The sequence below is a fragment of the Streptomyces sp. NPDC101181 genome (assembly GCF_044767975.1).
Lineage (GTDB): Bacteria > Actinomycetota > Actinomycetes > Streptomycetales > Streptomycetaceae > Streptomyces.
In genome coordinates this window covers 1-26,902 of the sequence record NZ_JBIWOX010000017.1, presented here as the reverse complement: position 1 = coordinate 26,902, position 26,902 = coordinate 1, and the positions used below count along the sequence as shown (strand labels likewise).

General features: G+C 70.8%; 18 protein-coding genes, 1 tRNA gene and 4 pseudogenes. 13 read left to right on the top strand and 10 right to left on the bottom strand.

What is annotated here, in order from left to right; all coding sequences use genetic code 11:
• Nucleotides 1-309 precede the first annotated feature (309 nt).
• The 5 genes from topA (at nt 310) to ACIRRU_RS23230 (ending at nt 10,486) form a co-directional block, all read left to right on the top strand.
• Nucleotides 310-3,234: a type I DNA topoisomerase gene (topA, locus tag ACIRRU_RS23250; protein WP_403683505.1), complete on the top strand. Its 2,925-nt coding sequence runs from the start codon at nt 310-312 to the stop codon at nt 3,232-3,234.
• A 334-nt stretch (nt 3,235-3,568) separates the two neighbouring features.
• Nucleotides 3,569-7,021: a dTMP kinase gene (tmk, locus tag ACIRRU_RS23245; RefSeq protein ID WP_403683503.1), complete on the top strand. Its 3,453-nt coding sequence runs from the start codon at nt 3,569-3,571 to the stop codon at nt 7,019-7,021.
• A gap of 332 nt (nt 7,022-7,353) precedes the next feature.
• The gene (locus ACIRRU_RS23240; protein WP_403683501.1) at nt 7,354-8,568 is read left to right on the top strand and encodes a DNA polymerase III subunit delta'; all 1,215 of its coding nucleotides are present in this window, start codon (nt 7,354-7,356) and stop codon (nt 8,566-8,568) included.
• Between the two features lie 195 nt (nt 8,569-8,763).
• The gene (locus ACIRRU_RS23235) at nt 8,764-10,293 is read left to right on the top strand and encodes an alpha/beta hydrolase (protein WP_403683499.1); all 1,530 of its coding nucleotides are present in this window, start codon (nt 8,764-8,766) and stop codon (nt 10,291-10,293) included.
• 119 nt (nt 10,294-10,412) lie between these two features.
• A tRNA-Thr gene (locus ACIRRU_RS23230) sits at nt 10,413-10,486 on the top strand.
• A 128-nt stretch (nt 10,487-10,614) separates the two neighbouring features.
• Here ACIRRU_RS23230 and ACIRRU_RS23225 read toward each other — a convergent pair.
• Nucleotides 10,615-11,585: pseudogene (locus ACIRRU_RS23225) on the bottom strand (site-specific integrase); the annotation flags it as partial.
• A gap of 294 nt (nt 11,586-11,879) precedes the next feature.
• Here ACIRRU_RS23225 and ACIRRU_RS23220 point away from each other — a divergent pair.
• Entirely contained in the window at nt 11,880-12,737 is an 858-nt protein-coding gene (locus ACIRRU_RS23220) for a hypothetical protein (RefSeq protein ID WP_403683497.1), read from the top strand.
• Here the strand turns inward: ACIRRU_RS23220 and ACIRRU_RS23215 are convergent.
• Both ACIRRU_RS23215 and ACIRRU_RS23210 read right to left on the bottom strand, forming a co-directional pair.
• A complete protein-coding gene (locus ACIRRU_RS23215) occupies nt 12,725-13,519 on the bottom strand; it encodes an aldo/keto reductase (protein WP_403683496.1) in 795 nt (264 codons plus the stop codon). The two genes, ACIRRU_RS23220 and ACIRRU_RS23215, sit on opposite strands and share 13 nt — an antisense overlap.
• Nucleotides 13,516-14,517, bottom strand: a pseudogene (locus ACIRRU_RS23210) (JmjC domain-containing protein); the annotation flags it as partial. The pseudogene ACIRRU_RS23210 and the gene ACIRRU_RS23215, both read right to left, overlap by 4 nt.
• Here ACIRRU_RS23210 and ACIRRU_RS23205 point away from each other — a divergent pair.
• A pseudogene (locus tag ACIRRU_RS23205) lies at nt 14,500-15,132 on the top strand (serine hydrolase domain-containing protein); the annotation flags it as partial. The pseudogenes ACIRRU_RS23210 and ACIRRU_RS23205 sit on opposite strands and share 18 nt — an antisense overlap.
• A 430-nt stretch (nt 15,133-15,562) precedes the next feature.
• On the opposite strand, the gene ACIRRU_RS23200 reads toward ACIRRU_RS23205, so the two are convergent.
• Nucleotides 15,563-16,249: a molybdopterin-dependent oxidoreductase gene (locus ACIRRU_RS23200; protein WP_403683494.1), complete on the bottom strand. Its 687-nt coding sequence runs from the start codon at nt 16,247-16,249 to the stop codon at nt 15,563-15,565.
• Nucleotides 16,250-16,601: 352 nt separating this feature from the next.
• Between ACIRRU_RS23200 and ACIRRU_RS23195 the strand changes: the two genes are divergently transcribed.
• Nucleotides 16,602-18,410 (top strand): cytochrome c biogenesis protein DipZ, encoded by a 1,809-nt coding sequence (locus ACIRRU_RS23195; protein ID WP_403683492.1) that lies wholly within the window; start codon nt 16,602-16,604, stop codon nt 18,408-18,410.
• A gap of 251 nt (nt 18,411-18,661) precedes the next feature.
• Nucleotides 18,662-19,081 carry a molybdopterin-binding protein gene (locus ACIRRU_RS23190; protein ID WP_403683491.1) on the top strand — a complete coding sequence of 140 codons (420 nt, stop codon included), beginning with the start codon at nt 18,662-18,664 and terminating at the stop codon, nt 19,079-19,081.
• A gap of 194 nt (nt 19,082-19,275) precedes the next feature.
• Here ACIRRU_RS23190 and ACIRRU_RS23185 read toward each other — a convergent pair whose 3' ends face one another.
• Nucleotides 19,276-19,965 carry an O-methyltransferase gene (locus ACIRRU_RS23185; RefSeq protein ID WP_403683489.1) on the bottom strand — a complete coding sequence of 230 codons (690 nt, stop codon included), beginning with the start codon at nt 19,963-19,965 and terminating at the stop codon, nt 19,276-19,278.
• A 682-nt stretch (nt 19,966-20,647) separates the two neighbouring features.
• Nucleotides 20,648-21,097, bottom strand: coding sequence for a PaaI family thioesterase (locus ACIRRU_RS23180; protein WP_403683488.1), 450 nt, complete (start codon nt 21,095-21,097; stop codon nt 20,648-20,650).
• Between the two features lie 176 nt (nt 21,098-21,273).
• On the opposite strand from ACIRRU_RS23180, the gene ACIRRU_RS23175 reads away from it, so the two are divergent.
• Nucleotides 21,274-21,717, top strand: a complete 444-nt coding sequence (locus ACIRRU_RS23175) for a hypothetical protein (RefSeq protein WP_403683486.1) — start codon at nt 21,274-21,276, stop codon at nt 21,715-21,717.
• A gap of 93 nt (nt 21,718-21,810) precedes the next feature.
• Here the strand turns inward: ACIRRU_RS23175 and ACIRRU_RS23170 are convergent, their stop codons facing one another.
• A complete protein-coding gene (locus ACIRRU_RS23170; protein WP_403683484.1) occupies nt 21,811-23,013 on the bottom strand; it encodes a PEP/pyruvate-binding domain-containing protein in 1,203 nt (400 codons plus the stop codon).
• Nucleotides 23,014-23,104: 91 nt separating this feature from the next.
• Here ACIRRU_RS23170 and ACIRRU_RS23165 point away from each other — a divergent pair, with 91 nt between their 5' ends.
• The gene (locus ACIRRU_RS23165; RefSeq protein WP_403683482.1) at nt 23,105-23,734 is read left to right on the top strand and encodes a transcriptional regulator; all 630 of its coding nucleotides are present in this window, start codon (nt 23,105-23,107) and stop codon (nt 23,732-23,734) included.
• A gap of 17 nt (nt 23,735-23,751) precedes the next feature.
• Nucleotides 23,752-24,354: a histidine phosphatase family protein gene (locus ACIRRU_RS23160; protein WP_403683481.1), complete on the top strand. Its 603-nt coding sequence runs from the start codon at nt 23,752-23,754 to the stop codon at nt 24,352-24,354.
• 130 nt (nt 24,355-24,484) lie between these two features.
• On the opposite strand, the gene ACIRRU_RS23155 is transcribed toward ACIRRU_RS23160, so the two are convergent.
• Together ACIRRU_RS23155 and ACIRRU_RS23150 are read right to left on the bottom strand one after the other, a co-directional pair.
• A complete protein-coding gene (locus tag ACIRRU_RS23155; RefSeq protein WP_403683479.1) occupies nt 24,485-25,120 on the bottom strand; it encodes a DAK2 domain-containing protein in 636 nt (211 codons plus the stop codon).
• 75 nt (nt 25,121-25,195) lie between these two features.
• Complete coding sequence (locus ACIRRU_RS23150; protein ID WP_403683684.1) at nt 25,196-25,621, bottom strand: winged helix-turn-helix transcriptional regulator; 426 nt, start codon at nt 25,619-25,621, stop codon at nt 25,196-25,198.
• Between the two features lie 136 nt (nt 25,622-25,757).
• Here ACIRRU_RS23150 and ACIRRU_RS23145 point away from each other — a divergent pair, with 136 nt between their 5' ends.
• Nucleotides 25,758-26,630: an aldo/keto reductase family oxidoreductase gene (locus ACIRRU_RS23145; protein ID WP_403683478.1), complete on the top strand. Its 873-nt coding sequence runs from the start codon at nt 25,758-25,760 to the stop codon at nt 26,628-26,630.
• A 153-nt stretch (nt 26,631-26,783) separates the two neighbouring features.
• Here ACIRRU_RS23145 and ACIRRU_RS23140 read toward each other — a convergent pair.
• A pseudogene (locus ACIRRU_RS23140) lies at nt 26,784-26,902 on the bottom strand (tryptophan synthase subunit alpha); the annotation flags it as partial.

Sequence of the window (26,902 nt, the reverse complement as noted above, 5' to 3'; positions counted from 1 at the left end):
CTCCCCGGATCGGTCTCACCCGGAACGGCGGGCTGCCCGGCGGCTGTCCGGCGCTCTTCGGACGCCCACCCGGCAGGCACCGCGACCACCTCCGGAAATCCGTGTTCCAGGGCTTCACGCGGCGCGTACCCGACGGTCCGGGCGGCAGGAATGGCGGAAGTCGGGTTACCGTTCGAGTGGCCGTTGCGGGCTTTCGCCGTTTGACACGGGGGCGGGTTGTACCGTCACACTCCGCAGCGACAGCACCGCGGGAAGCGTTCCGACGCCGCCCGGATGCCCACCGAGTGTCGACCGGAGAGAAGAGCGAAGTTGTCCCCGACCAGCGAGACCGCACAGGGCGGCCGCCGACTCGTCATCGTCGAGTCGCCTGCCAAGGCGAAGACGATCAAGGGCTACCTCGGCCCCGGATACGTCGTCGAGGCGAGCGTCGGGCACATCCGCGACCTCCCGAACGGCGCGGCCGAGGTCCCGGACGAGTACACCGGCGAGGTCCGCCGCCTCGGCGTGGATGTCGAGCACGACTTCCAGCCCATCTACGTCGTCAACGCGGACAAGAAGGCCCAGGTCAGGAAGCTGAAGCAGCTGCTGGCCGAGTCCGACGAACTCTTCCTCGCCACCGATGAGGACCGCGAGGGCGAAGCCATCGCGTGGCACCTCCAGGAAGTCCTGCGCCCCAAGGTCCCGGTCCACCGGATGGTGTTCCACGAGATCACCAAGGACGCGATCCGCGCTGCCGTCGCCAACCCGCGCGAGCTCAACCAGCGCATGGTCGACGCCCAGGAGACCCGCCGCATCCTCGACCGCCTCTACGGCTACGAGGTCTCGCCGGTCCTGTGGAAGAAGGTCATGCCGAAGCTCTCGGCGGGCCGCGTCCAGTCCGTCGCCACCCGCCTCGTCGTCGAGCGGGAGCGCGAGCGCATCGCTTTCCGCTCCGCCGAGTACTGGGACCTCACCGGAAAGTTCGCCACCGGCCGCACCGGTGACGCCTCCGACCCCTCGACGCTCACCGCCCGCCTCAGCGCGGTCGACGGCCGCCGGATCGCCCAGGGCCGCGACTTCGGCCCCGACGGGCAGCTGAAGGCGGGCTCCGGCCAGACCCTGCACCTGGACGAGGAGAACGCCCGCGCGCTCGCCGCGGCGCTCGCCGACTCCTCCTTCGCGGTCCGGTCCGTCGAGTCGAAGCCGTACCGCCGCTCCCCGTACGCCCCCTTCCGGACCACCACCCTCCAGCAGGAGGCGAGCCGCAAGCTGGGCTTCGGGGCCAAGGCGACCATGCAGGTGGCGCAGAAGCTGTACGAGAACGGCTTCATCACCTATATGCGTACGGACTCCACGACGCTCTCGGACACCGCGGTCGCCGCGGCCCGCGCGCAGGTCACGCAGCTGTACGGCTCGGGCTACCTCCCCGACAAGCCGCGTACGTACGCCGGGAAGGTCAAGAACGCGCAGGAGGCGCACGAGGCGATCCGCCCCTCCGGTGACCGCTTCCGCACCCCCGCCGAGACCGGGCTCACCGGCGACCAGTTCCGTCTCTACGAGCTGATCTGGAAGCGGACCGTCGCCTCCCAGATGAAGGACGCCACCGGCAACTCGGTCACCGTCAAGATCGGCGGCCGGGCGAGTGACGGCCGGGACGCCGAGTTCTCGGCGTCCGGCAAGACGATCACCTTCCACGGCTTCATGAAGGCGTACGTCGAGGGCGCCGACGACCCGAACGCCGAGTTGGACGACCGCGAGCGCCGGCTGCCGCAGGTCGCCGAGGGCGACGCGCTGACCGCCGACGAGATCACGGTCGACGGCCACGCCACCAAGCCCCCGGCCCGCTACACCGAGGCCTCGCTGGTCAAGGAGCTGGAAGAGCGCGAGATCGGCCGCCCCTCGACGTACGCCTCGATCATCGGGACGATCCTCGATCGCGGTTACGTCTTCAAGAAGGGCACCGCGCTCGTCCCCTCGTTCCTGTCCTTCGCCGTGGTCAACCTGCTGGAGAAGCACTTCGGCCGGCTCGTTGACTACGACTTCACCGCCCGCATGGAGGACGACCTCGACCGCATCGCCCGCGGCGAGGCCCAGTCCGTGCCGTGGCTGAAGCGCTTCTACTTCGGAACGACCGGTTCCGGCGACGACCCGGCCGGTGCGGGCGCCGCGTCCGACGCGGGCAACGGCGACGGCGACCACCTCGGCGGCCTGAAGGAACTGGTCACCGACCTCGGCGCGATCGACGCCCGGGAGATCTCCTCCTTCCCGGTCGGCAACGACATCAAGCTCCGCGTCGGCCGCTACGGCCCGTACATCGAGCGGGGCGAGAAGGACGCCGAGGGCCACCAGCGCGCCGACGTGCCCGAGGACCTGGCGCCCGACGAGCTGACGGTCGAGCTGGCGGAGGAGCTGCTGGCCAAGCCCAGCGGTGACTTCGAGCTGGGTGCGGACCCGGAGAGCGGCAACCAGATCGTCGCCAAGGACGGCCGCTACGGCCCGTACGTCACCGAGGTGCTGCCCGAGGGGACCCCGAAGACCGGCAAGAACGCGGTGAAGCCGCGGACCGCTTCGCTCTTCAAGTCCATGTCCCTGGACACGGTGACGCTGGCGGACGCCCTCAAGCTGATGTCGCTGCCGCGCGTCGTCGGCACCGACCCCGAGGGCGTGGAGATCACCGCGCAGAACGGCCGTTACGGCCCGTACCTCAAGAAGGGCACCGACTCCCGGTCGCTGACCTCCGAGGACCAGCTCTTCGACATCACTCTCGACGAGGCCCTCGCGATCTACGCCCAGCCCAAGCAGCGCGGCCGGGCCGCGGCCAAGCCGCCGCTGAAGGAGCTGGGCACCGACCCGGTCAGCGAGCGGCCGGTGGTGGTCAAGGACGGCCGCTTCGGCCCGTACGTCACCGACGGCGAGACCAACGCGACCCTGCGGACCGGCGACAGCGTCGAGGAGATCACGCCGGAGCGCGGCTACGAACTGCTCGCCGAGAAGCGCGCCAAGGGACCGGCCAAGAAGAAGACGGCCAAGAAGGCCCCGGCGAAGAAGACGACGGCCAAGAAGGCCACGGCGTCGGCCACGACGTCGGCGGCGAAGAAGACCGCCGCGAAGAAGACCGCGGCCAAGAAGACGACGGCCACCAAGAGCGCCGCCGCGAAGAAGACCACGGCGAAGAAGACGACCGCCAAGAAGGCCACGGCGGCCAGTAGCTCCGCCTCCGCCTCGGCCTCTGCTTCCACGGCCATGGACGACTGACGGCGTACGACTGACGACAGACGGCGGGGGACGAACGACGGGGACGGACGGTTGAGGGCTGACGGCTGACGGCTGAGGACGGATGACCGACGGCTGGCTGGCTGCTAACGGCTGGCGGGTTGAGAGTCGGTCCGGCTAGCGCCACACGATAGGTACCGTCCCCGCCGCCCGTTCCCCGGCGCCTGTATTAGGTGCCGGGGAACGGCGCGTCCGGAGGCGTTCGTCCGGGGCGTCCGGGGCTCGGCGGCCTCCCCATGCCCTGGCCAGAAGTGATCTACGACCATATGTTCGGACGGGCCGACAGTCACCGTACGGCGCCCGATAGGCTGGGCGGATGACGCGAGCCGAGCAGCCAACGGTCGTGAGTCCCGTCTCCGACACTCTTGCCGCAGACTCACGCGAGCGCGCCGTACGAGCCCTGTTGCGTGTTCCCCCGCTGAAGCGGTTGTGGAGCGCCCAGCTCGTCGGCGGTATCGGCGATGCACTCGCCCTCCTCGTGCTGGTGCTGCTGTCGCTGCAAGCGGCGGTCCTCGAGGGCTCATTCGGCGCCGGATACCGCGGGGCGGCCTTCGCCGTCGCCGCCGTGTTCGGCGTACGGATTCTTTCCACCCTGCTCTTCGGAGCCGTACTCCTGGGGCCCCTGACCTCGCTCACCGCGCCCGGTGGCAAGATCGACCGGCGCTGGCTGATGATCGGGGTCGACGGGCTGCGCCTGGTGCTCCTGGTCATCGCCCCGCTGTGGATCGACTGGACGCCCGACCAGGCGCTCATGATGGTCCTCATCACCGTCTTCGTGACCGGCGCGGCCGAGCGACTGTGGGCGGTGGCCAAGGAGAGCGCGGCCCCGGCGCTGCTGCCCGCCCCGCCGCCCGAAGGCGCGGCCGTACGCCCGTTGCCCGACCACCTCGACGCCCTGCGCCGTCTGTCCCTCCGTACGAACTTCCTCGCCGTGCCCGCCGCCGCGGTGGTCCTGCTGGCCGCCACACTGATCGGCAACCTCCTCGGCTCGGGCCTGGAGTGGTTCTCCTTCCACCAGGCGGCCCTCGGTTCGTACGTCGCGGCCGGGCTCTTCTCCGCTTCCATCTCCACCCTGTACTTCCTCCAGTTCCCGGCCGACGCCCGGACGCCCCGGCCGCGTTCCCCGCTGGAGGGGCTGCGCCGCCCCGCCTCCGGCAGCGGCCTGGACAAGGGCCGCACCGGGGCCGTCCCGCTGCTGGTGGCCGCCTGCGCCGCCGTGGCCGGAGCCGTCGCGGCGGCCGGTGCCGCGTCCGTCCTGCATGCGTACGACCTCGGCGGCGGGCCCGTCACGTTCGCGCTGCTGATCCTCGGACTGACCGGCGGCACGGCCCTCGGCATCCGTACCGCCCGTCACGTCCTGCCGACCCTGTCGCGCCGCCGCCTGCTGGCGCTGGCCATCGCCGTCACCGGCCTCGCACTCCTCGCGCTCGGCCTGGTGCCGGACACCGCGACCGGGATCGCCATCGCGCTGCTCGCCGCTTATGCCGCCGGGGTCGCCGCGAACACCGGGCACACCCTGATCGACCAGGAGACCGAGGCGTTCCGGCAGGCCCGGAGCACCGAGCACCTCCAGGCCGTGGTCCGGGTCCTCGTCGCGCTCGGCGCGGTCGCGGGCCCGCTGCTGGCCGCCGCGATCGGGCGGCACCGACTGGTCGCGGGCAGCTTCGTCTTCGCCCACAGCGGGGCCGCCTTCACCCTGATGCTGCTCGGCGCGCTGCTGCTGCCCGTCGCCGCCTTCGTCCTCGCCAGGACGGACGACCGGTCGGGCGTGCCGCTGCGCCGGGACCTGCGCGAGGCGCTCCGCGGCGACGAACCGTCCGTCGCACCCGCCGCCACCGGCTTCTTCCTCGCCCTGGAGGGCGGCGACGGCGCGGGCAAGTCCACCCAGGTCGAAGCGCTCGCCGAATGGATCCGCGCCAAGGGCCACGAGGTCGTCGTCACCCGCGAACCCGGGGCCACCCCGATCGGCAAGCGGCTGCGCTCCATCCTGCTGGACGTGTCCTCCGCCGGTCTCTCCAACCGCGCCGAGGCCCTGCTGTACGCCGCCGACCGCGCCGAGCACGTCGACTCCGTCGTCCGCCCCGCCCTGGAGCGCGGCGCGATCGTCATCTCCGACCGCTACATCGACTCCTCCGTCGCCTACCAGGGCGCCGGCCGGGACCTGGCCCCCACCGAGATCGCCCGGATCTCGCGGTGGGCGACCAGCGGCCTCGTACCGCATCTGACGGTGCTGCTCGACGTGGACCCGGGGACCGCGCGTGAGCGGTTCACGGAGGCGCCGGACCGGCTGGAGTCGGAGCCCGCCGAGTTCCACGAGCGCGTGCGGTCCGGGTTCCTGACCCTCGCCGCGGCCGACCCGACCCGCTACCTGGTGGTGGACGCCGCGCAGGAGCCGGAGTCGGTCACCACGGTCGTGCGACACCGGCTCGACCAGCTCCTCCCGCTCTCCGAGGCCGAGATCGAGGCCATCGAGGAGGCGCGTCGCAAGGCCGAGGAGGAGGCGCGGCGCAAGGCGGAGGAAGAGGCCGCCCGCAAGGCCGAGGAGGAGCGCCTGGAGAAGGAGCGCCAGGAACAGCTCGCCCGGCTGCGCGCCGAGGAGGAGGAACGCAAGCAGCGCGAGCTGGAGGAGGCGCGGCAGCGCGAGGCCGAACGCCAGGCGGAGGAGGCGCGGCAGCGCGCCGAGGAGGCCCGGCGCCGCGCCGAGGAGGACCGGCTCCGGCTGGAGGCCGAGGAGCGGGTCCGCGCGGCCGAGCAGGAACGGCTCCGCCAGAAGGCCGAGGAGGAGGCGCGGCAGCGCGCGGAGGCCGAGGCCCAGCGGCTGGCGAAGCAGCGCAGGGCGGAGGAGGCCCTGCTGCGCGCCGAGGAGGCCCGCCGCCGCGCCGAGGAGGAGGCGGCCGCGCGCACGGAGGCGGCACGCGCCGAGGCCGAACGGGCGGAAGCGGAGAGGGCTCGGGCCGAGCGGGACGCCGCCGCTCGGGCGGAGGCTGCTTCGCGTTCGGCGGAGTCGGATGCTCGGGCGGAGGCGGCTTCGCGTGCGGAGGGTGGTCCGGGGTCGTCGGATTCGGGTCCGGGGTCGGATACGGGATCGCGGCCAGGGTCGGCTTCGGGTACGGGGCCGGGATCGGGTACGGGTTCGGATCCGCGTTCAAGGGAACGGGGGGCGAGCGTCCCGGAGAACGAGATCACGGTGCCCACGCCGATCGTGAACCCCAACGACATCACGCAGCAGGTCCCGACTGCGGACCGGCCGCGCCCGGAGTCCGGCGCGCAGTCCGATCGCCGTTCCCCGGCCGGGGATGACGAGACGGCGATGCTGCCGCGCATCACGGACACGGACCGGCGTCCGGACACGGACCGGCGTCCGGACACTGACCGGCGTCCGGACACTGACCGGCGTCCGGACACAGACCGGCGTCCGGACACTGACCGGCGTCCCGCCGCGGGGGCGCGGGATGCGGACGAGACGGCTGTACTGCCGCCGGTACGGGGCGGTCAGCCCTCCGACCGGGTGCCCCAGGGCTTCTTCCGGGACGAGAACCCGGCGCCCTCGCCCGCGGAGAGCGAGAACGAGCGCACCCGGGAGCTGCCACAGATCGAGGACCCGAACGCCGCTCCGGCGTCCGACCGGCAGCAGAAGGGCCGCCGCAAGCGCCCTCGTCCGGACTGGGCCGAGGAGACTCCGCTGGACGACCTGCCGACGCTGGCGGACGAACTGCTCGGCGGCCACGACGACGAGGGGGACGGGCGCCGCGGCCGCGGCCGCCGCTGACCCGGGCTCGATCCGGTGGTCCTGCTCGCCCTCTGGCCCGTCCGCCCCTCGGGGTGGGCGGGCCGGACTGTCAGTGGGGTCGTTCACAATGGAATCCGACGGTGAGCGGCGTTCGGAGAACACGGCGGTACGACACCCCGCTCACCGCCCTCGCCCCCACCGCCACGGACCGGGCAACCGCCGTCACCTCGACCACCACTGCAACCGCCACCGCAACCATCAGCGCTGCTGCTGCTGCTGCTGCCGCCGCCGCCGCGACTGTGACCGCGACCGGCACAGGCCTCGCAGCACCCGCAGGCTTTCGCACGACACCACCGGAAGGGCGGTGACCCATGGCCGTATGGGACGACCTGGTCGGACAGGACCGAGTGCAGGAGCAGCTCGCCGCTGCCGCCCGGGACGCCGACGCGCTGGTCACGGCGGTCTCCGAAGGAAAGCCGGGGGTGTTCGAGGCACAGGGCTCGAAGATGACGCACGCCTGGCTGTTCACCGGACCACCCGGCTCCGGCCGGTCCACCGCCGCCAGGGCCTTCGCCGCGGCTCTCCAGTGCACGAGCCCCGACCGGGCACTGGGCGGAGCCCCCGGCTGCGGCTTCTGCGACGGCTGCCACACCAGCCTGATCGGCACGCACGCCGACGTCGAGGTCATCCGTACGGACCTGCTCTCCATCGGTGTGAAGGAGACCCGCGACCTGGTGCGGCGCGCCCAGCTCTCCCCGGCCGTCGGCCGCTGGCAGGTCATCGTCATGGAGGACGCCGACCGCCTCACCGAGGGCGCGGGCAACGTCCTGCTGAAGGCCGTGGAGGAGCCCGCACCCCGCACGGTCTGGCTGCTGTGCGCGCCCTCGCTCGAAGACGTTCTGCCCACCATCCGTTCCCGCTGCCGTCACCTGAGCCTGAGCACCCCGCCGGTGGAGGCCGTGGCGGACATCCTGATCCGCCGCGACGGCGTCGACCCCGAGCGGGCGCACGCCGCGGCCCGCGCCACCCAGGGGCACATCGGCCGGGCCCGCCGTCTGGCCACGGACGAGCGGGCGCGGGCGCGGCGGGCCGCGGTGCTCAAGGTTCCGCTGCGGATCGCCGACGTGGGCGGCGGCCTCAAGGCGGCCCAGGAGCTGATCGACACGGCGACCGACGACGCCAAGCAGATGGCGGAGGAGGTCGACGCCAAGGAGACCGAGGACCTGAAGGCGGCACTCGGCGCGGTGGCCGGGGGACGGATGCCGCGCGGTACGGCGGGAGCGATGAAGGAGCTGGAGGACAAGCAGAAGCGCCGCAAGACGCGTACGCAGCGCGACAGCCTGGATCTGGCGCTGACCGAGCTCACCGGGTTCTACCGGGATGTGCTGGCGATCCAGTTCGGTTCGAAGCTGGCGATCGCCAACGCGGACGTGTGGGACTCCCTGGAGCGGGTCGCGGAGTCCTCGACGCCCGCGCAGACGCTGCGAAGGATCGAGGCGGTGACGGCCTGCCGGGAGGCCATGGACCGCAATGTGGCGCCGCTGCTCGCGGTGGAGGCGATGACGATGTCGCTGAGAGCGGGCTGACGGGCAGGGCAGCCTCAACGAACAAGGCAGGCTGAACGAACAAGGCAGGACGGGGCAGGCTGAGCGGGCCGAGCAGTCGGTCGGGCTGAGCGGGCCGAACGGTTCGAGCGCCGGGACGAGGATGCGCTACGAGGCCTGTTCACCCGAATGAGCAGCGAATCGGACGAGTCGTCACCTGCCGGATACGCTCCCAGAATGGAAACCAGGCGCCTGCTCCGCACTTTCGCCATCGGGATCGGCACGGCCGGTCTTCTCCTCTCCGGCTGTAGTGGCGGAGGCTCGTCGCCGAGCGCCTCGGCCACCGGCTCCGCGGCCCCGGACGGGCTGACGTCGTACTACGCGCAGAAGCTCAGCTGGCGCGACTGCGGGGTGGAGGGCTTCGAGTGCACGACGATGAAGGCGCCCAGGAACTACGACAAGCCGGACGACGGCGACATCGACCTCGCGGTCTCCCGTAAGAAGGCCACCGGACCCGGCAAGCGGATCGGCTCGCTCCTGGTGAACCCGGGCGGTCCCGGCGGCTCCGCGATCGGCTATCTCCAGGGGTATGCGGCGCTCGGCTACCCGGAGCCGGTGCGCGCCCGCTACGACATGGTGGCGATCGACCCGCGAGGGGTGGCCCGCAGCGAACCGGTCGAATGCCTCACGGGCAAGGAGATGGACGCCTACACCCAGGTCGACCAGACACCGGACGACGAGGCGGAGGTCGACAAGCTTTCGCAGGCCTTCGAGAAGTTCGCGGCGGGTTGCGAGAAGCGGAGCGGCGAGATCCTGCCGTACGTCTCCACCGACGACACGGCCCGCGACATGGACGTCCTGCGGGCCCTGCTCGGCGACGAGAAGCTGCACTACGTCGGCGCCTCATACGGTACGTTCCTGGGCGCCGCGTACGCCGACCTCTTCCCGGACCGGGCCGGTCGCCTCGTCCTGGACGGGGGGATGGACCCGTCCCTCAAGGCGATCGACATGAACCGCGACCAGACGGCGGGCTTCGAGGGCGCCTTCCAGTCCTTCGCCGCCGACTGCGTCAAGCAGCAGGACTGCCCGCTGGGCACCACGACCACCGCCGACGCGGCGGCGGCCCTCAAGAAGCTCTTCCAGGACCTGGACGCCGAGCCGATCCCCACGGGCGACGACCGCAAGCTCGGCGAGTCCCTGGCCACCACCGGCGTGATCGCAGCGATGTACGACGAGGCGGCCTGGCCGCAGCTCCGGGAGGCACTGGACGGCGCGCAGCGCAGCGACGGCTCCGGCCTCCTCTCCCTGGCCGACAGCTACTACGAGCGCGAGCCGAACGGGAAGTACGCGAACCTGATGTTCGCCAACGCGGCCGTGAACTGCCTCGACCTCCCGCCCGCCTTCGACGGCCCCGACGCCGTGGAGAAGGCCCTCCCCGACTTCGAGAAGGCCTCCCCGGTCTTCGGCCGCGGCTTCGCCTGGGCCTCCCTGAACTGCGCCTACTGGCCCACCAAGGCCACCGGCACCGCTCACCGCACCGAGGCGAAGGGCGCCGACCCGATCGTCGTCGTCGGCACGACCCGCGACCCGGCCACCCCCTACAAGTGGTCCGAGTCCCTCGCCGCCCAGCTCTCCTCCGGCACCCTGCTCACGTACGACGGCGACGGCCACACCGCCTACGGCCGGGGCAGCGACTGCATCGACACCGCGATCAACACGTACCTGCTGGAGGGCACCCCGCCCACCGACGGCAAGAAGTGCACCTGACCACCCACCCCACGCCTCTGACCAGCACAAACACCGCCGAGACCACCTGGTACGGAGCACCCCCGGAAACTGTGTAGACTTGGCCCCGCCGCTGATCGCACCCTAGTGCGCCGGGGCACGCCGCCTTAGCTCAGTTGGCCAGAGCAACGCACTCGTAATGCGTAGGTCTCGGGTTCGAATCCCGAAGGCGGCTCAGAAGAACCCCAGGTCACATAGCCCGTGACCTGGGGTTTTCTGTTGCTCGGGGCATGGCGGGTCACACGGCCTGGTTGCCGTGACGTTGCCTGCGTGAGCGGTGCGTGAGCGGAGCCGCTCGGGTACCTACTTCGTGGGCTTGCGGCGTGTGGCCTTCTTGGCTGCCTTGGCCTGGGCTTTCGCCTTGTACCTCTTCGGCTTGCCGCCGCCCTTGTTGCCCTTGCCGGCGTCGGCCGCCTTGGCCGCAGCCTTCCTGGCCTTCTCCTTCTTCGCGGCCTTGCGCGCGGCCTTCTCGGCCTCGGCCTTTCGCTGGAGGGGGACGAGCTTCGCGGTGGCCTCGGCGGCGCTCTTGCCGACGTGGGGGAGGACGCTCTGGTAGATGTCCCGCGTGATGCGGGTGTCGCTGTGCCCGAGGGTGTCCGACACGATCTTGATGTCGATGTCGGCGGCGAGCATGAGGGTGGCCGCGCCGTGGCGCAGATCGTGCAGGCGGATCGGCGGGAGACCGGAGGCGGCGACGAGGCGCTCGAAGAGGTCGGTCACCTTGCCGGGGTGGAGCCAGGAGCCGTCTTCCTGGGTGAAGACGTGGCCGGTCTCGACCCAGGCTGTGCCCCACTCTTCGCGGGCCGTTTCCTGCCGTTCGCGGTGGTGCTTCAGGACCTCGACGGTGTCGTCGTCGAGGGCGACCACGCGGGAGCCGCTGTCGGTCTTGGGGTCGGACGCTTCCACCTCCCGGCCGTCCTGGACGAGTTGAGAGGAGACGGTGAGGAAGTGGGTGTCGAGGTTCGTCTCCGACCACGGCTGGCCGCACGCCTCGCCTCGGTGCAGGCCGCGGAACGCGATCAGGTGCCACATCGCGTACAGCCGGTCCTCGGCGACGAAGTCGAGGAAGGTACCGGTCTGTTCCGGCGTCCAGACCATCACGGGCGACGGCTTCTCGCCCGTCTGCTCCCACTTGGCGACCCGCTCGTCCGTCCACGCGAGCGCCTTCGGCTTGCGCACGGGTCGATCTCGACATGGGCGGCCGGGTTGAGCGTAATGATCTGCTGCCCGATCGCGTCGTTCAGGGCGGCCTAGAGGGTGGCTTTGACGTGCCGAGCACTTCGGCTGGGAGCAGACCAGCCGCAACCCCGCACCCAACCGCCGCGCCGTGGCGGCACGGCGGAAGACGACCACCTGGACACCGGCAACGGGCGTCGGCACATCGCTCACGCAGTCGCCCAATCCCGTGTCCGAACCAGGACAGCATCGCCGACTCGGGCGGTGACAGGCTGGGGCCGACAGCGGTGTGCCGCGCGGTCCGGCACGCCGCTCAAGGTGATAGACCGCGACTACGAGAGGCGGTGCGAAAGGGACCATTACGGCGTATCCCACGCTGCTACCGTCGCCCTATGACGCTCTCGACTTCCACCGGTCAGGCTGTCGATCTGCGAGTGCAGCCGGTCGACACGATTCTTGATCAGGTCGAGCGATCACTCCAGACACGTCTCGACCGGGACACAGTGGTCCGCAAGCGTCGTTCCGTGGGTGCACGAACTGATCGTGACACCTGGGTCCGGATCGAGCGGCGCCTCGTGGACAAGATTGGCGATCAGGGGTGGAACGGCACTGAGCGCGCCGCTCGCCTGAAGGGCGTCGCCCAGCCCGAATGGCAGGCGTGCGTCGTGTGGCGGGACGCAGATGAGCCCGTCATGTGGCGGGCTGACGAGACGGAGCTCCTGCCCGGAGACCCCATCGGTACCGCCGTGCTGAGCGAAGACCCCAAACTCCCGGACGAATGGTGGCGTGCGTTCAGCTCCTCGCTGGACGCCCTCGCCGCACAGCGGACGAGCCGCGTGGCCTCACCGGACACCGAGACGATCACCCAGGCCCTCGTCACCGGGACCATCCGCGCCACGTTTCCCAACTCCTTCGACACCACCGTTGAGCAGTGGGTGCCGGCCCATGCGGACCTGAACTGGGCCAACATGAGCGCGCCGACGTTCTCTCTCTTCGACTGGGAGGACTGGGGTAACGCGCCGCGTGGGTTGGATTCCGCATCGCTGTGGGCTAGTTCGCTCGCCGTCCCGGCTTTGGCAGACCGCGTGCTGCGGGAGCGGCGCGCAGACTTCGCGAGCCGGGAAGGCAAGCTGATGACGCTTTTCGTGTGCTCGAAGATCCTTGGCCCGGACGCTCACCCGCAGGACCCCCGGCTGGAGCCTGCGCGGCACATGGCGGAACAGATCGTCCAAGACCTTCAGACGGACTGAGTGCGCGGGCGGTTACGGAGCAGCGTGCGGTACTCGGTGACTGCCTGCTCGTCGGGGGTGGCGGCCAGGGCGCCGACGAGTTCTCCGAGGTGCGCGGGTTCGTCCGTCCCGACGGCTACGGCGCTGACGTTCGGCAGCCGGTAGGCCATCCGGAAGGCCGCTTGTGCACGGGAGTACCCGCTGCCGTCGCGGAGGAAGACGCGGGCGTCTGCCCGAGCCCACACCGGTGCCTTGGTGCTGCCGCCGAAAGGACTCATCCCCCACATCGCGCCCGTGCCCAGGCCCCACGCTTCCATCAGGGCCTCGGCGGCATCGAGTGTTCCGGCGCCCACCAGCAGGCCGGCCCGCACCATGAGCGTGGAGGGGGTCGGCGCGGATGCGTCGACCAGAGGTGGCAGCGGCGTAGGGTTCCAGGTCGCGATGCCCCACGCGCCACACAGCCCGCGTGATGTCGCACTGGCGAGGGCTGTGCACGCCTCGGCCAGGGCCTCGCGCGACGGGTCAGTGCCCGGCGTGAGCGAGTGTTCCGGGTTGTGCAGGAACACCAGGTCCGGCTCCCGCTCGAGGTCACGGGCCGCTTCCTCCACCGCGCTGTGCAGTCGTTCGGGTGCGAGGGAGTGTTCGGCCCCGCTGATGCCCGGGAAGTAGCCCACCTTGGTGGAGAGGTGGAACTTCGGCAGCAGGTCGCCGGCGACCCGTACCAGAACCTCGTGCGAACGGAAGCGGAGGTAGTTGGTGCTGGTGTCTAGCGCGGTTACGCCGAGGTCCAACGCGCCGATCAAGAGACGACGTTCATGACGAGACCGGTGTAGCCCGAGGACAACTCGGGGGTCAGTGTCGCGCACAGTTCCTCCTTCACCAGGATCTCCGCCACTTCCGCCACGTTGGCCCCGACGAGGGCCGCCGCGCGCTCCAGGGAGACGGGTTGGCCGCTGAGCAGCATGCGCAGCGCGGGCACGGCCTTGGCCGCGAGGGTGAGCCGCTTGCCCGAAGCCACGACAGTGACGGTCTCCCCGCTCTCGTGGATCTGGGGTGGGAAGTGGGTGGTGCACACCACGGTGTCGAGCGGGGCCAGGATGTCGAGGTACGGGACGTGTCGGGGGAGCGTCGTCGCCTGCTCGTACGCGGCCAGGTAGTCGGCCGGGGAGCGCTCGCCGATCAGTCGGGTGGCGGCTTCGACCAGGGCTTGGCCGCCGACCGGGTCTCGGCGGTCCAGGTCGTGCCGGAAGATCTCCTGCTCGCGGCACCAGTCACCCAGCCACGCCAGCCAGCTCGCTCCGGTGCGCTTGGTGATGCCGAACGTCACGTGGAGGCTCTTTCCCGAGCCGCTACCGGTCCGGGTCGCCTGATGCCAGTGGCCCCGCGGGATGTGCATGACGTCGCCGGTACTCATCACGCCGGACCAGAAGATCTCGTCGGTCGGCGTGCTGTTGGGATCGGCGTCCCGGTACATCGGCGCCGGGCGAGAGGTGCCTCGCACCTCCCACTCCTTCTCGCCCGCGAGCTGGACGATCACCACGTCGTGATCGTCCCAGTGCAGAGGGAAGCCCGCCGCATCGTTCGTCGTCAGGTAGGCGTTGACCTGAACCCGCTCGTGTGACCACCACTGCAACGCCCGGCAGGCGACCTCCATCGTCGGGTCGAAGACGTTGGCCTGGTCGAGGATGAGCGTCGCACCTTCGTCCAGCAGCCGGCCCAGACTGCGCATGTTGACCATGGGGATGCTCTGGCCGCGGGGACTGACGCTGTCGGTGTAGTAGACGGCCTCGACTTCTTCATCGGGCTGTCGGCGGGTGAACGCGAACGGGTCAGCCATATGGTGCACAGCAAGCCTGCGGTGGACCTCACGACTGTGGCTCCGGAGCTTGTCCCCGAGGAACTCCGTGATCAGGTCGCCGCCTGGAGCGACCCGGACTCGTTCAGCAACAGGGCGTACATGGTGACCGACCCTGCCGCGATCGACTTCAACTCACCCGAGGTGCAGGCTGCGGAACTCCCAGCTTCCAATGGCATCTGCGCCGCGCGTGGGCTGGCCCGTATGTACGCGGCCTTGATCGGCGAGGTGGACGGCACCCGTCTGCTCACCCCCGAAACCCTCACTCTGGCGACCAAGGAGCAGGCAGCCGGAATGGACCAGGTGCTGGTGGCGCCAAGCCGGTTCAGCTACGGATACCAACTGCCCACCGAGGACAACCCCATGTCAGGGCCGAACGCCTTCGGCCACAACGGCCGAGGCGGCTCGCTGGGCTTCGCCGACCCGGAGATTGGCATAGCCTTTGGCTACGCCATGAATCACATCGTCAGCGGCTCCGAGGATGTGCGTGCGGTGTCGCTCGTTGAAGCGGTTCTTGAGTCACTGACGTGGGAACCCACGCTCGACAGGATCGCTCGTTAATAGTTCTGGAACCGAGCCGGCGGTGCCTGGCCTCATCCTCGACGGCTGGATCGAATGATCAACCACCTTTAGGCGGCATGGCAGACGATCCTGAGTGTCCTGTCTCGCCGAAGGTTGAGCGATCTCATCGAAGTTTGAGCGTGTGCCATCACCTTGCGAGGCCGGACGTCCGAAGGAAGACCCGGGCGGTCCGGAACCGGACGGCGAGCGTCAGTTCAGTGAGCGCGTGCGACGGAGGTGGCGACGCACGGCCGCGAGCCCGGCGGGCCGCCCGTCGAGCCGCAGCGGATACGCCGCCCGGTCGGGACCGATGAAGGCGGCGCGGAGTCGGTCGTCAGGTGAATGCCGTCGTGATGGGGGTTCGCTCCGCTCCGGAGCGAGGCGCACGAGCCGCTTCGGCGGCGTCGGCGCTATCGGTCGAACTGCTCGTTCAGAGCTGGGGCCGGGAGGGGTCGGCGCTGTCGTCCTGGTAGGCATAGCGCCGTCCAGTCCAGACGTCCCCGATGTGGTGGTAGCCGCGTTCTTCCCAGAACCCCGGCCGGTCGAGGGTGAGGTACTCGATGCCCCGCAGCCACTTCGGGCTCTTGTAGCCGTAGAGGTGAGGCACTACCAGCCGCAGGGGAAAGCCGTGTTCGACGGTGAGCGGTTCTCCTCCCCGGTGGGTGGCCAGCAAGGTGGTGGAGGCGGTGAAGTCCGCCAGCCGCAGGTTGGCGCTGTAGCCGTATTCCGCCCAGGCCATGACATGCGTGACCCCTTCGGCGGGCGGGACGAGATCAAGAATCGTCGCGGCGGGGACACCGAACCATTCGTGGTTCAGCGACGTCGTTCCCTGCGCGCAGTGAAGGTCGGCGACGACGGTGACCCGGGGCAGGGCGGTGACGTCGTCCCAGGACCAGCTCCGCGTCGCCGCCCCGCGTGTCGCGCCGAAGACTTTGAAGTCCCACCGCTCGGGGCGGAACCGGGGCACGGGCCCGTAGTGGGAGACCGGCCACCCGGCCACCGGCCGCTGTCCGGGCGGCAGCACACCGTGACCCGGCTGGGACGGGAGTACGGGCGGGCGGTCTTCCGGCACGGGCACCTCCTCGGGAGCGAGCGACGACGCCACTCGCACACGCATTCTCCCCCTACCCCCGGTCATCCGTAGGGACGGGAGCCTTTGCGCCCGGTCGCGCGTGCCGCACCCGGCCGCGCCGTCGACCGCCTCCGCATGACCCCTTTGCCCTCGCGACAGCCCTCGACCTCGGTACCGGCAGCGCATGCCGTCTGGCACTCCGTGCGATCAGCACCAAGCCACCCGTGTGCGACCAGGCCCGGGGTCACTTCTGCAAGACGGAAGCCCCTTCGAAGGTGGCTGAAGAGAGGTGATGAGTGCCTTTCACCTCGCTTTCGCCAATCCGGGGCCGTCGTCGGCACGAATAGGTGGTGAGGAGTTCGCGGGGCAGCCGCGCTCCGGATGAAAGGGCGGCAGCATGCTCACGTTGGCCTTGATCGGGTTGCTGGGAGGGCTGATCACTGCGGTATCTCCGTGCATCCTGCCCGTCCTGCCCGTGGTGTTCCTCGCGGGCGGCACCGGCGGAGAGGGGACGGGCCGCGCCAGGCCCGAGGGAGCAGCGGAGCGACGGCGGGCGGAGGACCGTCCGACGCCGGCCGGGGACGGCGCGTCGGCCGTTTTGACCGCACCCGCCTCGGAGGCGCCCGTACGCACGCCACGCAACCGCCGTCCGTACGCCGTCGTGGCGGGCCTTGTCGTGAGCTTCGCGTTCTTCACCCTGCTCGGCGTGACGGTCATCTCCGCGCTGGGCCTGCCGCAGGACATCCTGCGGTACATCGGGCTCGGCCTCCTTGTCCTCATCGGTCTCGGGCTGATCTTCCCGCCCGTCGAACGGATCCTGGAGAAGCCCTTCGCCCGTATCCCGCAGCGCCAGGTCAACAAGGAAGGCAGCGCCTTCGCCCTCGGTCTCGGACTCGGACTGCTGTACGTGCCCTGCGCCGGTCCCGTGCTCGCCGCGATCACCGTTGCCGGGGCCCGGGGCGAGATCAGCGCCGACATCGTCGTACTAACACTGTCCTTCGCCCTCGGCACCGCCGTGCCACTGCTGGTGTTCGCCCTGGCCGGACGCCGGGTCGCCGAACGGGTCGCAGCCTTCCGCAAGCGGGCCCGCGGGCTGCGCATCATCGCCGGGTCACTGATGATCGTCCTCGCGCTCGGGCTCGCCTTCGACGTCACCGCGGCCATCCAGCGCTCGCTGCCGGACTACACCTCCGGCGTACAGAAGAAGATCGAGGACAGCGACACCGCCCGGCAACAGCTCTCGGGCCTCTACGACGACTCCAACAAGGAACTCTCCCGCTGCCAGGACGGCGCCGACGAACTCCGCTCGTGCGGACAGGCCCCGCCGCTCGAAGGCATCGATTCCTGGTTCAACACCCCGGGCGACAAGCCTGTCGACCTCAAGAGCCTGCGCGGCAAGGTCACCCTGATCGACTTCTGGACCTATTCCTGCATCAACTGCCAGCGCGCCGTCCCCCATCTTCAGGACTGGGAACGCGCCTACAAGGACGCCGGACTGCGCATCATCGGCGTGCACTCCCCGGAGTTCGCCTTCGAGAAGAAACCCTCCAACGTCATCTCCGGGGCGGAGAAGCTCGGTGTGACCTGGCCCGTCGCGCTCGACAACGACCTCACCACCTGGGACAACTACCGCAACCGCTTCTGGCCCGCCAAGTACCTCATCGACGCCCAGGGCACCGTCCGCTACTTCAAGTTCGGCGAGGGCGAGTACGACAAGACCGAGAAGATGATCCGTGAACTGCTCCGGCAGGCCGACCCCACCGTGGCGCTCCCCAAGCCGACCGGCCGCGCCATGGACGACCTGACCGCCGACCGCACACCGGAGACCTACCTCAGCAACCTACGTATCCGCGGCTACGTAGGAACCCCCCTGACGGACGGCAAGCCCGCTGTGTACCGCTTCCCCAAGGAACCGTTGCCGGTGAACAAGCTCTCCCTGGACGGCACCTGGACAGCGGGGTACGAGCACTTCACCGCCGGCCCTGACGCGCGCCTCGCCTTCACCTACCGGGCCAAGAACGCCAACCTCGTCCTCGCCGGCACCGGGAAGGTCACCGTCCTGGTGGACGGGAAGGTGACAAAGACGATCAACGTGTCCGGATCGCCCACCCTGCACCGGCTCACCGACGACGACGAAGCACGCACCGCGCGCCTCGAACTCCGTCTCGACCAGGGCCTCGAGGCATACGCCTTCACCTTCGGATAGAGCAAGGGCCGCGCCGGCGAAAGGCTCGCGAACCAGTCTTCGGTCAGGGGAGGACGGGGCGGCGGGTCCGAAGGTCCCGAAAAGACGGGGCTTCGGACCCGCTCCGATCTGCGAGGGCACATGCCCCGTCGGCCTGGTGGATGCGATAGCCGCACAACGAGCCATTCCGGGACGTAATAGATTCGAACGAGACAGCGGAGCGCCACCGCGTTCCGCCGCCCGATACCACCGAATCTGCGAGGCGCCACCCCATGACCCTGAGCATCCGCAACCAGATCCCCGGCACCGTCACCTCCCTCACCGCCGGTGAGGCGATGGCCGCGGTCAAGGTGCGCCTGACCGGCGGGCAGGACGTCACGGCAGCGATCACCACCGAGTCCGTCGACGATCTCGGTCTGGCCGAAGGCTCCGAGGTCAAAACCCTGGTGAAGTCGACCGAGGTCTCCCTGGCAACCGGCCCGCTCCAGGGCATCTCCATCCGCAACCAGATCGCGGGCACGGTCACCGGCATCTCCACCGGCAAGGCGATGGCCTCAGTCAAGATCGACGTCGAAGGCGGTGCCCTCACCGCGGCGATCACCAAGGACGCCGTCGACGAACTCGGCCTGGCTGTCGGATCCGAGGTCGTCGCACTGATCAAGTCGACCGAGGTCTCCCTCGCCACTGCCTGACCCCTCGCCCTTCGCGGCACGGACGCGAAGGGCGGAGAGGGCACGCGGAGAACGAACGGCTTCGGCCTGATGGCAGGCGCGGGGCGGCGCATAGGTCATACCGTCGGCCCCGCGCCGAGCCGCCCGTCGCTCCCCGCCCGCCCTGTCGGCGCGGATCTCCAGGGACCGGGCGCGCACCCTGACTCCCGGGAACCTCAGACACGAAGCGACAGTTCACCCTGCGGCTTGTACGCGGAGCCGCTCAGCAGCGGCAGATTGAGGTAGCCGCTGCCCTGCTCACGGACGTAGTCCAGGAACTCGCGATCCCTGTTCTCGTTGTAGACCAGGGCACCGGAGCGTAGCTTCGGTTCGATGACCTTCAGGACATCGAGGGAGACAGCGGGCGCCCACCCGTCGATGAGAGCGAAGTCGACCCCCTGAGGGACAGAAGCGAGTTCCTTCCGCGCGTCCCCCTCGTGGAAGGTCACGTACTCGCCCAGGCCGGCCCGGGCGACGTTCTCCCGTGCCTGCTGAACCTTCTCCGGCACAATCTCCGCCGTGTGCACCATCCCCCGCCCGCTGTCCTTCAGGGCCGCCGCGAGGAAGATCGTCGAGAAGCCCAGAGACGTAGCGAACTCGACCACCGTGCGCGCCTGCCCGTACCGGACCAGCAGATAGAGCTGATCGCCCTGCTCGGGACTGAGCGAGAACCCGGTACCCGCGTGATGGTGCGGATCGGGGTGGTGGGAATAGGTCTCCCAGTCGATGTGCCGCTCCCGCTCGTACATCTCGCCCAGGACATCGAGGACACGCTGATCCTTGATGAGTTGGCTGTGAAACGGGGGCCGGGACTTCCGCATCGAGTCCGGACGTCGATCAGCGGGGGGCTGGTTGTCCTCAGGCACAGGAACCTCTCACACTCTCGGGTTAGGTCACCCTAACCCGAGGGAATCAGGCGGTCTTGACTCCGATGTGACGTCAACCACCACGCGCCCCCTTCACCTCAGGCTTGGCTCCAGACCGAAGGTCGGATCGGATCCGGGCATCGGCATCTGCGAGCTCCCTCCACCATGCCTCGCCGGTCCAGCCGCGTCCGCCACTCAGACTTCAGCGAGACGAACCTGCCAGTCACCAAGGTTCAGTGAGAACACTCAACTTTCCGTGCGACGGGACACTGAGCCCCTCCCGGAGGGGGTGAGCAAGCAGTGCGCGACAGAGTCGAACGTGTGTTCATCCCGTTTGCGTCCGAGACGGGAGTCGAGCGCCCGATGCTCACATTCCTCCGCCTCTCCTCCGGTCGTACAGGCGGTTTGACACGGCCATGGGGATTCTTCATCTGGATCGGCGCGGTGAAGGTGACGCGGGAAGCGGGGGGCAGAGCGGAGGGTTGGAGCAGAGCGCGCAGAGTGGAGACAATCGTGTCGGCGATCGGCTTGAGGTGCGGCCCTGCGGTGAGCGAACCGACCCGGAGCACGGTGTGCCGGGCACCGGGCCCGCACGTGACCGGCGAGCCACTCGGCTACCTTGTCGGCGGCGCCCCAGCCGTACGCCTGGGTGGCGGCCATGATCGATCGTTGCCGACGACGGTCAGGAGCCGGAGGGCGGGCGCGGAGCGATGACCGCCTGGGTCTGCGTGGTCTGCACGACGCGGCGCCCGCGGTCGTCCCGCACGTCGGTCTGCACGACGATGAGGGTGCCGCCGACATGGAGCGGCTTCGCCTCGGCGTGGACCGTGCCACTGGCGACGCCACGGAAGAAGTTGGTCTTCGACTCGATGGTGGCGGTGCCCGCGCCTTCCGGCAGGTTGAGGTAACCGCAGACCGCGCCTACCGCGTCGGCGAGCGTCATCAGTGCCCCGCCGTGCAGAATGCCGCCGGCCGTGCAGCGCTCGGCGGACCAGTCGAGCCGGCCCCGCACGGTTTCCGGCCGGACCTCGGACAGTTCCACCCCACTGGCGACGGCGAACGGCATCTGAGCCAGCAGTTCGGCGGCGGCGGGGGAGGGCTCATCGGTGCTAGCGATGTTCTGATCGGACATCAGGAATACCTCTTTCGCGATCGTGCCGGCGCGGTGGGCCGCGCCACTCTACTCCCGGGGCGGGTGGCTGCCGGGGGGAGGCACACGCGCGGGACCCGGCCACTCTCCGTTCTCTGAACGCCCCGCCAGGCCGCGCCCAAGGGCTGTGGGGCGAGATCACCGGTCGTCAGGCCGACTTGGACGACGACGGTGTGGTGGTGGTCGTGCTGGGCGTGCGGCGTCTGTCCTCGGCCGGGGAAGCGGTGCGTTCGGTGCGGCCGGGCGGCGCGGTGACGCCTGTGGTGGCGACGGACGGTCCCACAGAGGTGGGCCGCCTGGCCCGGCTCCGGATCGCCGATCTCGTCGGCTGCCTGCGACGGATGTTCGCGGAGGGGGAACTACCGCTGCCGCGCGTCGTGTTCGACGACATGGGCACGGTGTGCGCGGCCATCGGCCGGGAGCCGGCCGACGACCACACCGAGGTCGCGATCCGGGTACGCGGCGGGCTCATCGTGGCCCGCGCGGACGGACGCGGCGCCGGTCACGCCGTAGCCGACCGCGACGCATCCGGAGGCCGCGCCCACGAAGGCCGTGGGCAGCGTGACAGCGCGGACGCCGGGAGACTCACGGACGAGGCGTAGCCCGGCGCGGCCGATGAGCTGGTGGGTGGTGATGGTCCGGTTCCGGCAGGGAGGCCGGAGACCGCCTCGCCGGCCATGGATCTTCGGGCCGGATCAGCCGGGGCCGAGGAGCGTGACCCGGCCCGTGCCGCCGTTCACCTCGACCGTCGCGCCGTCGCGCAGGACCCTTGTCGCGTCCGGGACCCCCATGACGGCCGGGAGACCCTGTTCGCGTGCCACGATCGCGGCGCGGGAGAGCAGGCCGCCGGTCTCGGTGACGACCGCGGAGATGACGCCGAACAGCGGGGTCCACGCCGGGTCCGTGGTCCTGCATACGAGGACGTCGCCGGGCCGCACGCGGGCGAAGTCGCCGGGGCCGTGCACCACGCGGGCCGGTCCGGTGGCGGAACCGGAGCTTCCGGGCGTGCCGGTGTGGCCGTCGCTCTCCGCGGCGGGTTCCGGTGACGCCGTCGTCGGTCCGGTGGGGAGGGCGCTGGTCACCGGGCGGGCCTGGAGGATCCAGATCCGGGAGCCGGTGACCGCCCATTCGATGTCCTGCGGCCCGCCCAGCAGGTCGGCCGTCCTCCGGCCGAGGTCCGCGAGCCGGGTGACGTCCTCGTCGGTCAGGCAGAAACGTTCCCGGTCCGCGGGCTCCACCTCGCGGAGGACGACCCCGGTCTGGTCCCGGTCGATCCGTGTCGTCTTCGTGCCGAGCGCCCGGCGGGTGACCGCACCGCCGGACACCGTCCAGGAGTCCGGCGTGACCTGACCGCTGACGACGCTCTCGCCGAGCCCCCAGGACGCCTCCAGGCGCATGTCGTCGCCGGTGAACATCACCCCGGCGACGTCGGCGTCCACCAGGCGCTGCACCAGCACCGCCATCCTCGGCCTCGCCGCGTCCGCCTGGCGGCGCCGGTACGCCACGGCGCGCTCGGACCACAGCGAGGCCCAGCACCGGCGTACCGCGTCGGCGACCCGGTCGGCGCCGCTGACGCCCAGAAAGGTGTCGTGCTGTCCTGCGGCGGTGGCGGCGGCGGTGTCCTCGCTGGTCGCCGACGAGCGCACGGCGACGGGTCCGTCCCCGGTGATCCGCGTGAGTGCTCGGGCGATCTCGTCGGCCAACGCCGGTGGGAGCGCCGCCAGATGGTGTGCGGCCCCGGCGTCGGCGAGGTCGAGTCCGCAGGCCGCCTGCTCGTACGCGGCGGTCGGCACCACGAAGCCCGGGGGTACGGGCAGTCCTGCCGCGAGGAGCCGGGCGAGCGTCGCGGCTTTTCCTCCCGACGTACCGCGTTCGGCATCGGCCAGGTCGATCAGCAAGGCTTCTCCCCACAGCTCGGATTCCGCGCACCCTACAGGCCGTGGGCGACCGCGTTGACGTGACGGAGCACGAGCCTGGATGCTCGCTGGCATGACGCACGCTTCCGCACCGGATCTGCTGGTCCTGCACGCCGTACGGGTGACCGGAGTCGCCGGTGACGCGGCGGTTTCCCGGCGTACGGGCATCGACCAGGCGACGGTCTCCGAACTGCTGCCGGACTTCGAAGCCCAAGGGTGGGTGACGCACGTCGCGTTCGGGGCCACCGACGGCTGGACCCTCACCGAGCGCGGCCGTGACGAGGACGGCCGGAAGCTGGCGGGGGAGCTGGAGGAATCCGGTACCCGCACCGCCGTCGAGCGGGCGCACCGGACGTTCGAAGGCCTGAACGGGCGGCTGGTGCGGGCCTGCACCGACTGGCAGTTGCGGCCCACCGGGAGCGACCGGCTGGCGGCCAACGACCACAGCGACCCGGCATGGGACGCCCGGGTGCTGGACGAACTCATCATGATTGACGATGAGTTGGCTGTGCTGGTGCGTGGACTGGCCGACGCGCTCGCCCGGTTCGGGGACTACGGCGAGCGGTTCTCCGCCGCCCTGGTCCGTGCGCGTGCGGGAGAGGGGCAGTGGGTGGCCGGGGTCGGCATCCCCTCGTGCCACGCGGTCTGGATGGAGCTCCACGAGGATCTGCTGTCGACGCTCGGTATTCCCCGGGGTGCGTAACCCCGTAGGTTCGGTCCGTGGCTACTCGACATCTCTATCTCGCGCGACACGGCTCGGCGGACGCTTTCGGCGAGCTCACCGACACGGGGTACGAACAGGCGGACCTGCTCGGCGAGCGACTCGCGCGGTTGCCCGTCGACGTGGTGTGGCACTCGGCGTTGCCCCGCGCCGCCGACAGCGCGCGGCACCTCGCCCGGCATCTGCCGCAGGTGCCCGTGGCCGAGGCCGCCGAGCTGATCGACCACGTGCCCTACGTACCGGGCACGGCGGAAATGCCCCGGGCCTGGGCCGGGTTCTTCGACGGGTTCGATCAGGCCGAGGCCGCCTCGGGCGAGCGGACCGCCGAAGCCCTGGTGGCGCGGTTCACCAAGGCCCCCGAGCGCGGCGAGCCCGACTCCCACGAGGTGCTGGTGACGCACGCGTACCCGATCGCCTGGCTGGTGCGGGAGGCGCTGGAGGCCCCGCCGACCCGGTGGCTCGGCCTGGACAGCGCGAACACCGGGCTCACGGTGATCGAGTACGGGGCCGGCCTGTCGCCCACCCTGGTGATGTTCAACGACATGAGTCATCTGCCGGGCGACCTGCGCTGGACCGGATTCCGGGCGGCCGCCCGGCCGTAGGGGAGCCCGGCGCTAGGGGAGTCGGGGTGGCGGCGGTCCCGCTCGCGCCCGGCGCCTGACACCGGCTCCGTGCCGAACCGGCATCGGCCCGGTGCCGGAGCTCCGGGCCGGCCGGCTCCGTCGTCCCGCGTCAGCGTCCGGCGGGCTCCGGAAGGTGGTCGGCCAGTTCGCCCGGTGCCTCGCCCGTGACCCCGGCCCGGCACCAGAACAGCAGGGCGATGCCGAGGGCGCCCGGATCCGGGGAGCCGACGGCGCGTTCACCGACGTAGGAGGCGCGGCCCCGCCGGGCCCGGAGCGCGGCGGTGGCGTGCGCGCCCGCCAGCGCGGCCTCGGCCACGCCCCTGGGAGTGGCACCGGCTTCCAGGGCGTCGCGGGCGGGGGCGAGGGCGTCCACCAGGGTCCGGTCGCCGGGCTCCGCCTCGCCGACGCGCTGGATCGCGGCCAGCCCCTCACGTATCCCGGTCCGCCAGGCGTTCTGCCCGTCGTCGGGGTGGGCGGCGTGGGCACGGGCGAGTTCCTGGAAGAGCAGGCCCAGCAAAGGGCCGCTGGTGCCTCCCACCTCGTCCAGGAAGACGGCCGCGGCCACGGCGAACGGGGGCTCGTCCGGCCGGGCGGCCAGGGCGGCGGTCACCCGGTCGAGGCCGTCCGTGAGGTTGTCGCCGAAGTCCCCGTCGCCGGAGATCTGGTCGAGGGCGGTCAGGGCGGGGTGGGCGGTGCGGGCCGTCCGCGCGAACGCGCTCAGCACGGCACGGGCTTCGGTGCTCATCGGGGGAACTCCGTCAGGGGGAGGGCCGTCGAGGGAAAGGCCGGGGTGCGGGCGGGGGCGTGCCGCCCGCTCGCGCTAGGACGCGCGTGCGTCGTGGCTCTCGCGATGGGTGAGGACGGCGTCCATGTTGCTCTGGGCCCACTGCCTGAGCCCCTGCGTCAGGTGGTGCAGGGAGAGGCCGAGGCCGGTCAGCTCGTAGGTGACGGTGACGGGGACCGTGGGCGTCACGGTGCGGGTGAGCAAGCCGTCGCGTTCGAGGGCCCGCAGGGTCTGGGTCAGCATCTTCTGGCTGACGCCGACCAGGACCCGGGCCAGTTCGGAGTAGCGCATCGCCCGGGGTGCGGACGGTGCGCCGGGCGGACCGGACGCGTCACCCCCCAGGGCGCACAGGATCAGGACGACCCACTTGTCCGATATCCGGTCGAGGAGCTGACGGCTGGGGCACACCGCCAGAAACGCGTTGTACTCCGCCTGCGCCCGCGCCTTCTTGTCGGCGTCCATAGCCACTGAACTGGCCTCTCTCCACTCAACGGGTTACGCACTTCGAGGTGCCTGCTTCCTATCGGGAAGTCCACCTCCCATGCTGGGGCCCAGGGGCCGGAGACACCACCCCTGGTACGAAGCGAAAGGCACCGCGATGGACACGCCCTCCCCACACCTCCCCGGCGGAACCTGGACGCTGGGCGACCTCGTCGTCACCCGGTTCGGCTACGGCGCGATGCAGCTCGCCGGACCGGGGGTCATGGGCCCGCCCGCCGACCACGACGGCGCGCTGGCCGTGCTGCGCGAGGCGGTCGGCCTCGGGATCACCCATATCGACACCAGCGACGCCTACGGGCCGCGGGTCACCAACCAGCTCATCCGCGAGGCACTGCACCCCTACCCGGAGCGGTTGTCCGTCGCCACCAAGGTGGGTGCGACCCGCGACGCCCAGGGCGGCTGGCCCACGGCCCGGCGCCCGGAGGACCTGCGCGAGCAGGTGCACGGGAACCTCGCGTCCCTCGGCGTCGAGACCCTCGACCTGGTCAACCTGCGCATGGGCGACGCCCAGAGCCCCCGGCCCGGTTCGCTCACCGAGGCGTTCGGGACGCTCGTCGACCTCCAGCGCGAGGGCCTGATCCGCCACCTCGGCCTCAGCAACGTCACCGCGGAGCAGGTCGCCGAGGCCCGGGGCATCGCCCCGGTCGTGTGCGTGCAGAACATGTACAACCTCGCCCACCGCCACGACGACGACCTCGTGGACCACCTCGCCGACGACGGCATCGCCTACGTCCCCTTCTTCCCGCTGGGAGGTTTCACCCCGCTCCAGTCCGAGGCGCTTTCCCGGGTGGCGAACCGGCGGGGGGCGACGCCCATGGCGGTCGCCCTGGCATGGCTGTTGCGGCGCTCGCCGAACATCCTGCTCATCCCCGGTACCTCGTCCACCGCCCACCTCCACGAGAACGTCACCGGCGCCGGCCTCCCCCTCTCCGACGCGGACCTGGCCGAACTGAACAGCATCGGCCGCTGAGTGATCCCGGCGGTCGGCGGTCGGCGGTCGGCTGTCTCCTGTGGGCAGTCGGCGGCGGTCGGGGCGGGACCGCCGGGGTGGAAGGTCGCTTCGTCGAAGCCCGGCTCGGGGTGTTCCGAGCCGGGCTTCGACGGTGGGCGGGCGGTGTCGTGGTCAGCTTCTGCGTACGCCCTCCCTCAGCTCGGTGGCGAGGGTGTGGAGGGTGTGGAGTGCGGTGGGCTGGTCGGGGGCGTCGAGGATGGCCTTGACGAACGCGGAGCCGACGATGACGC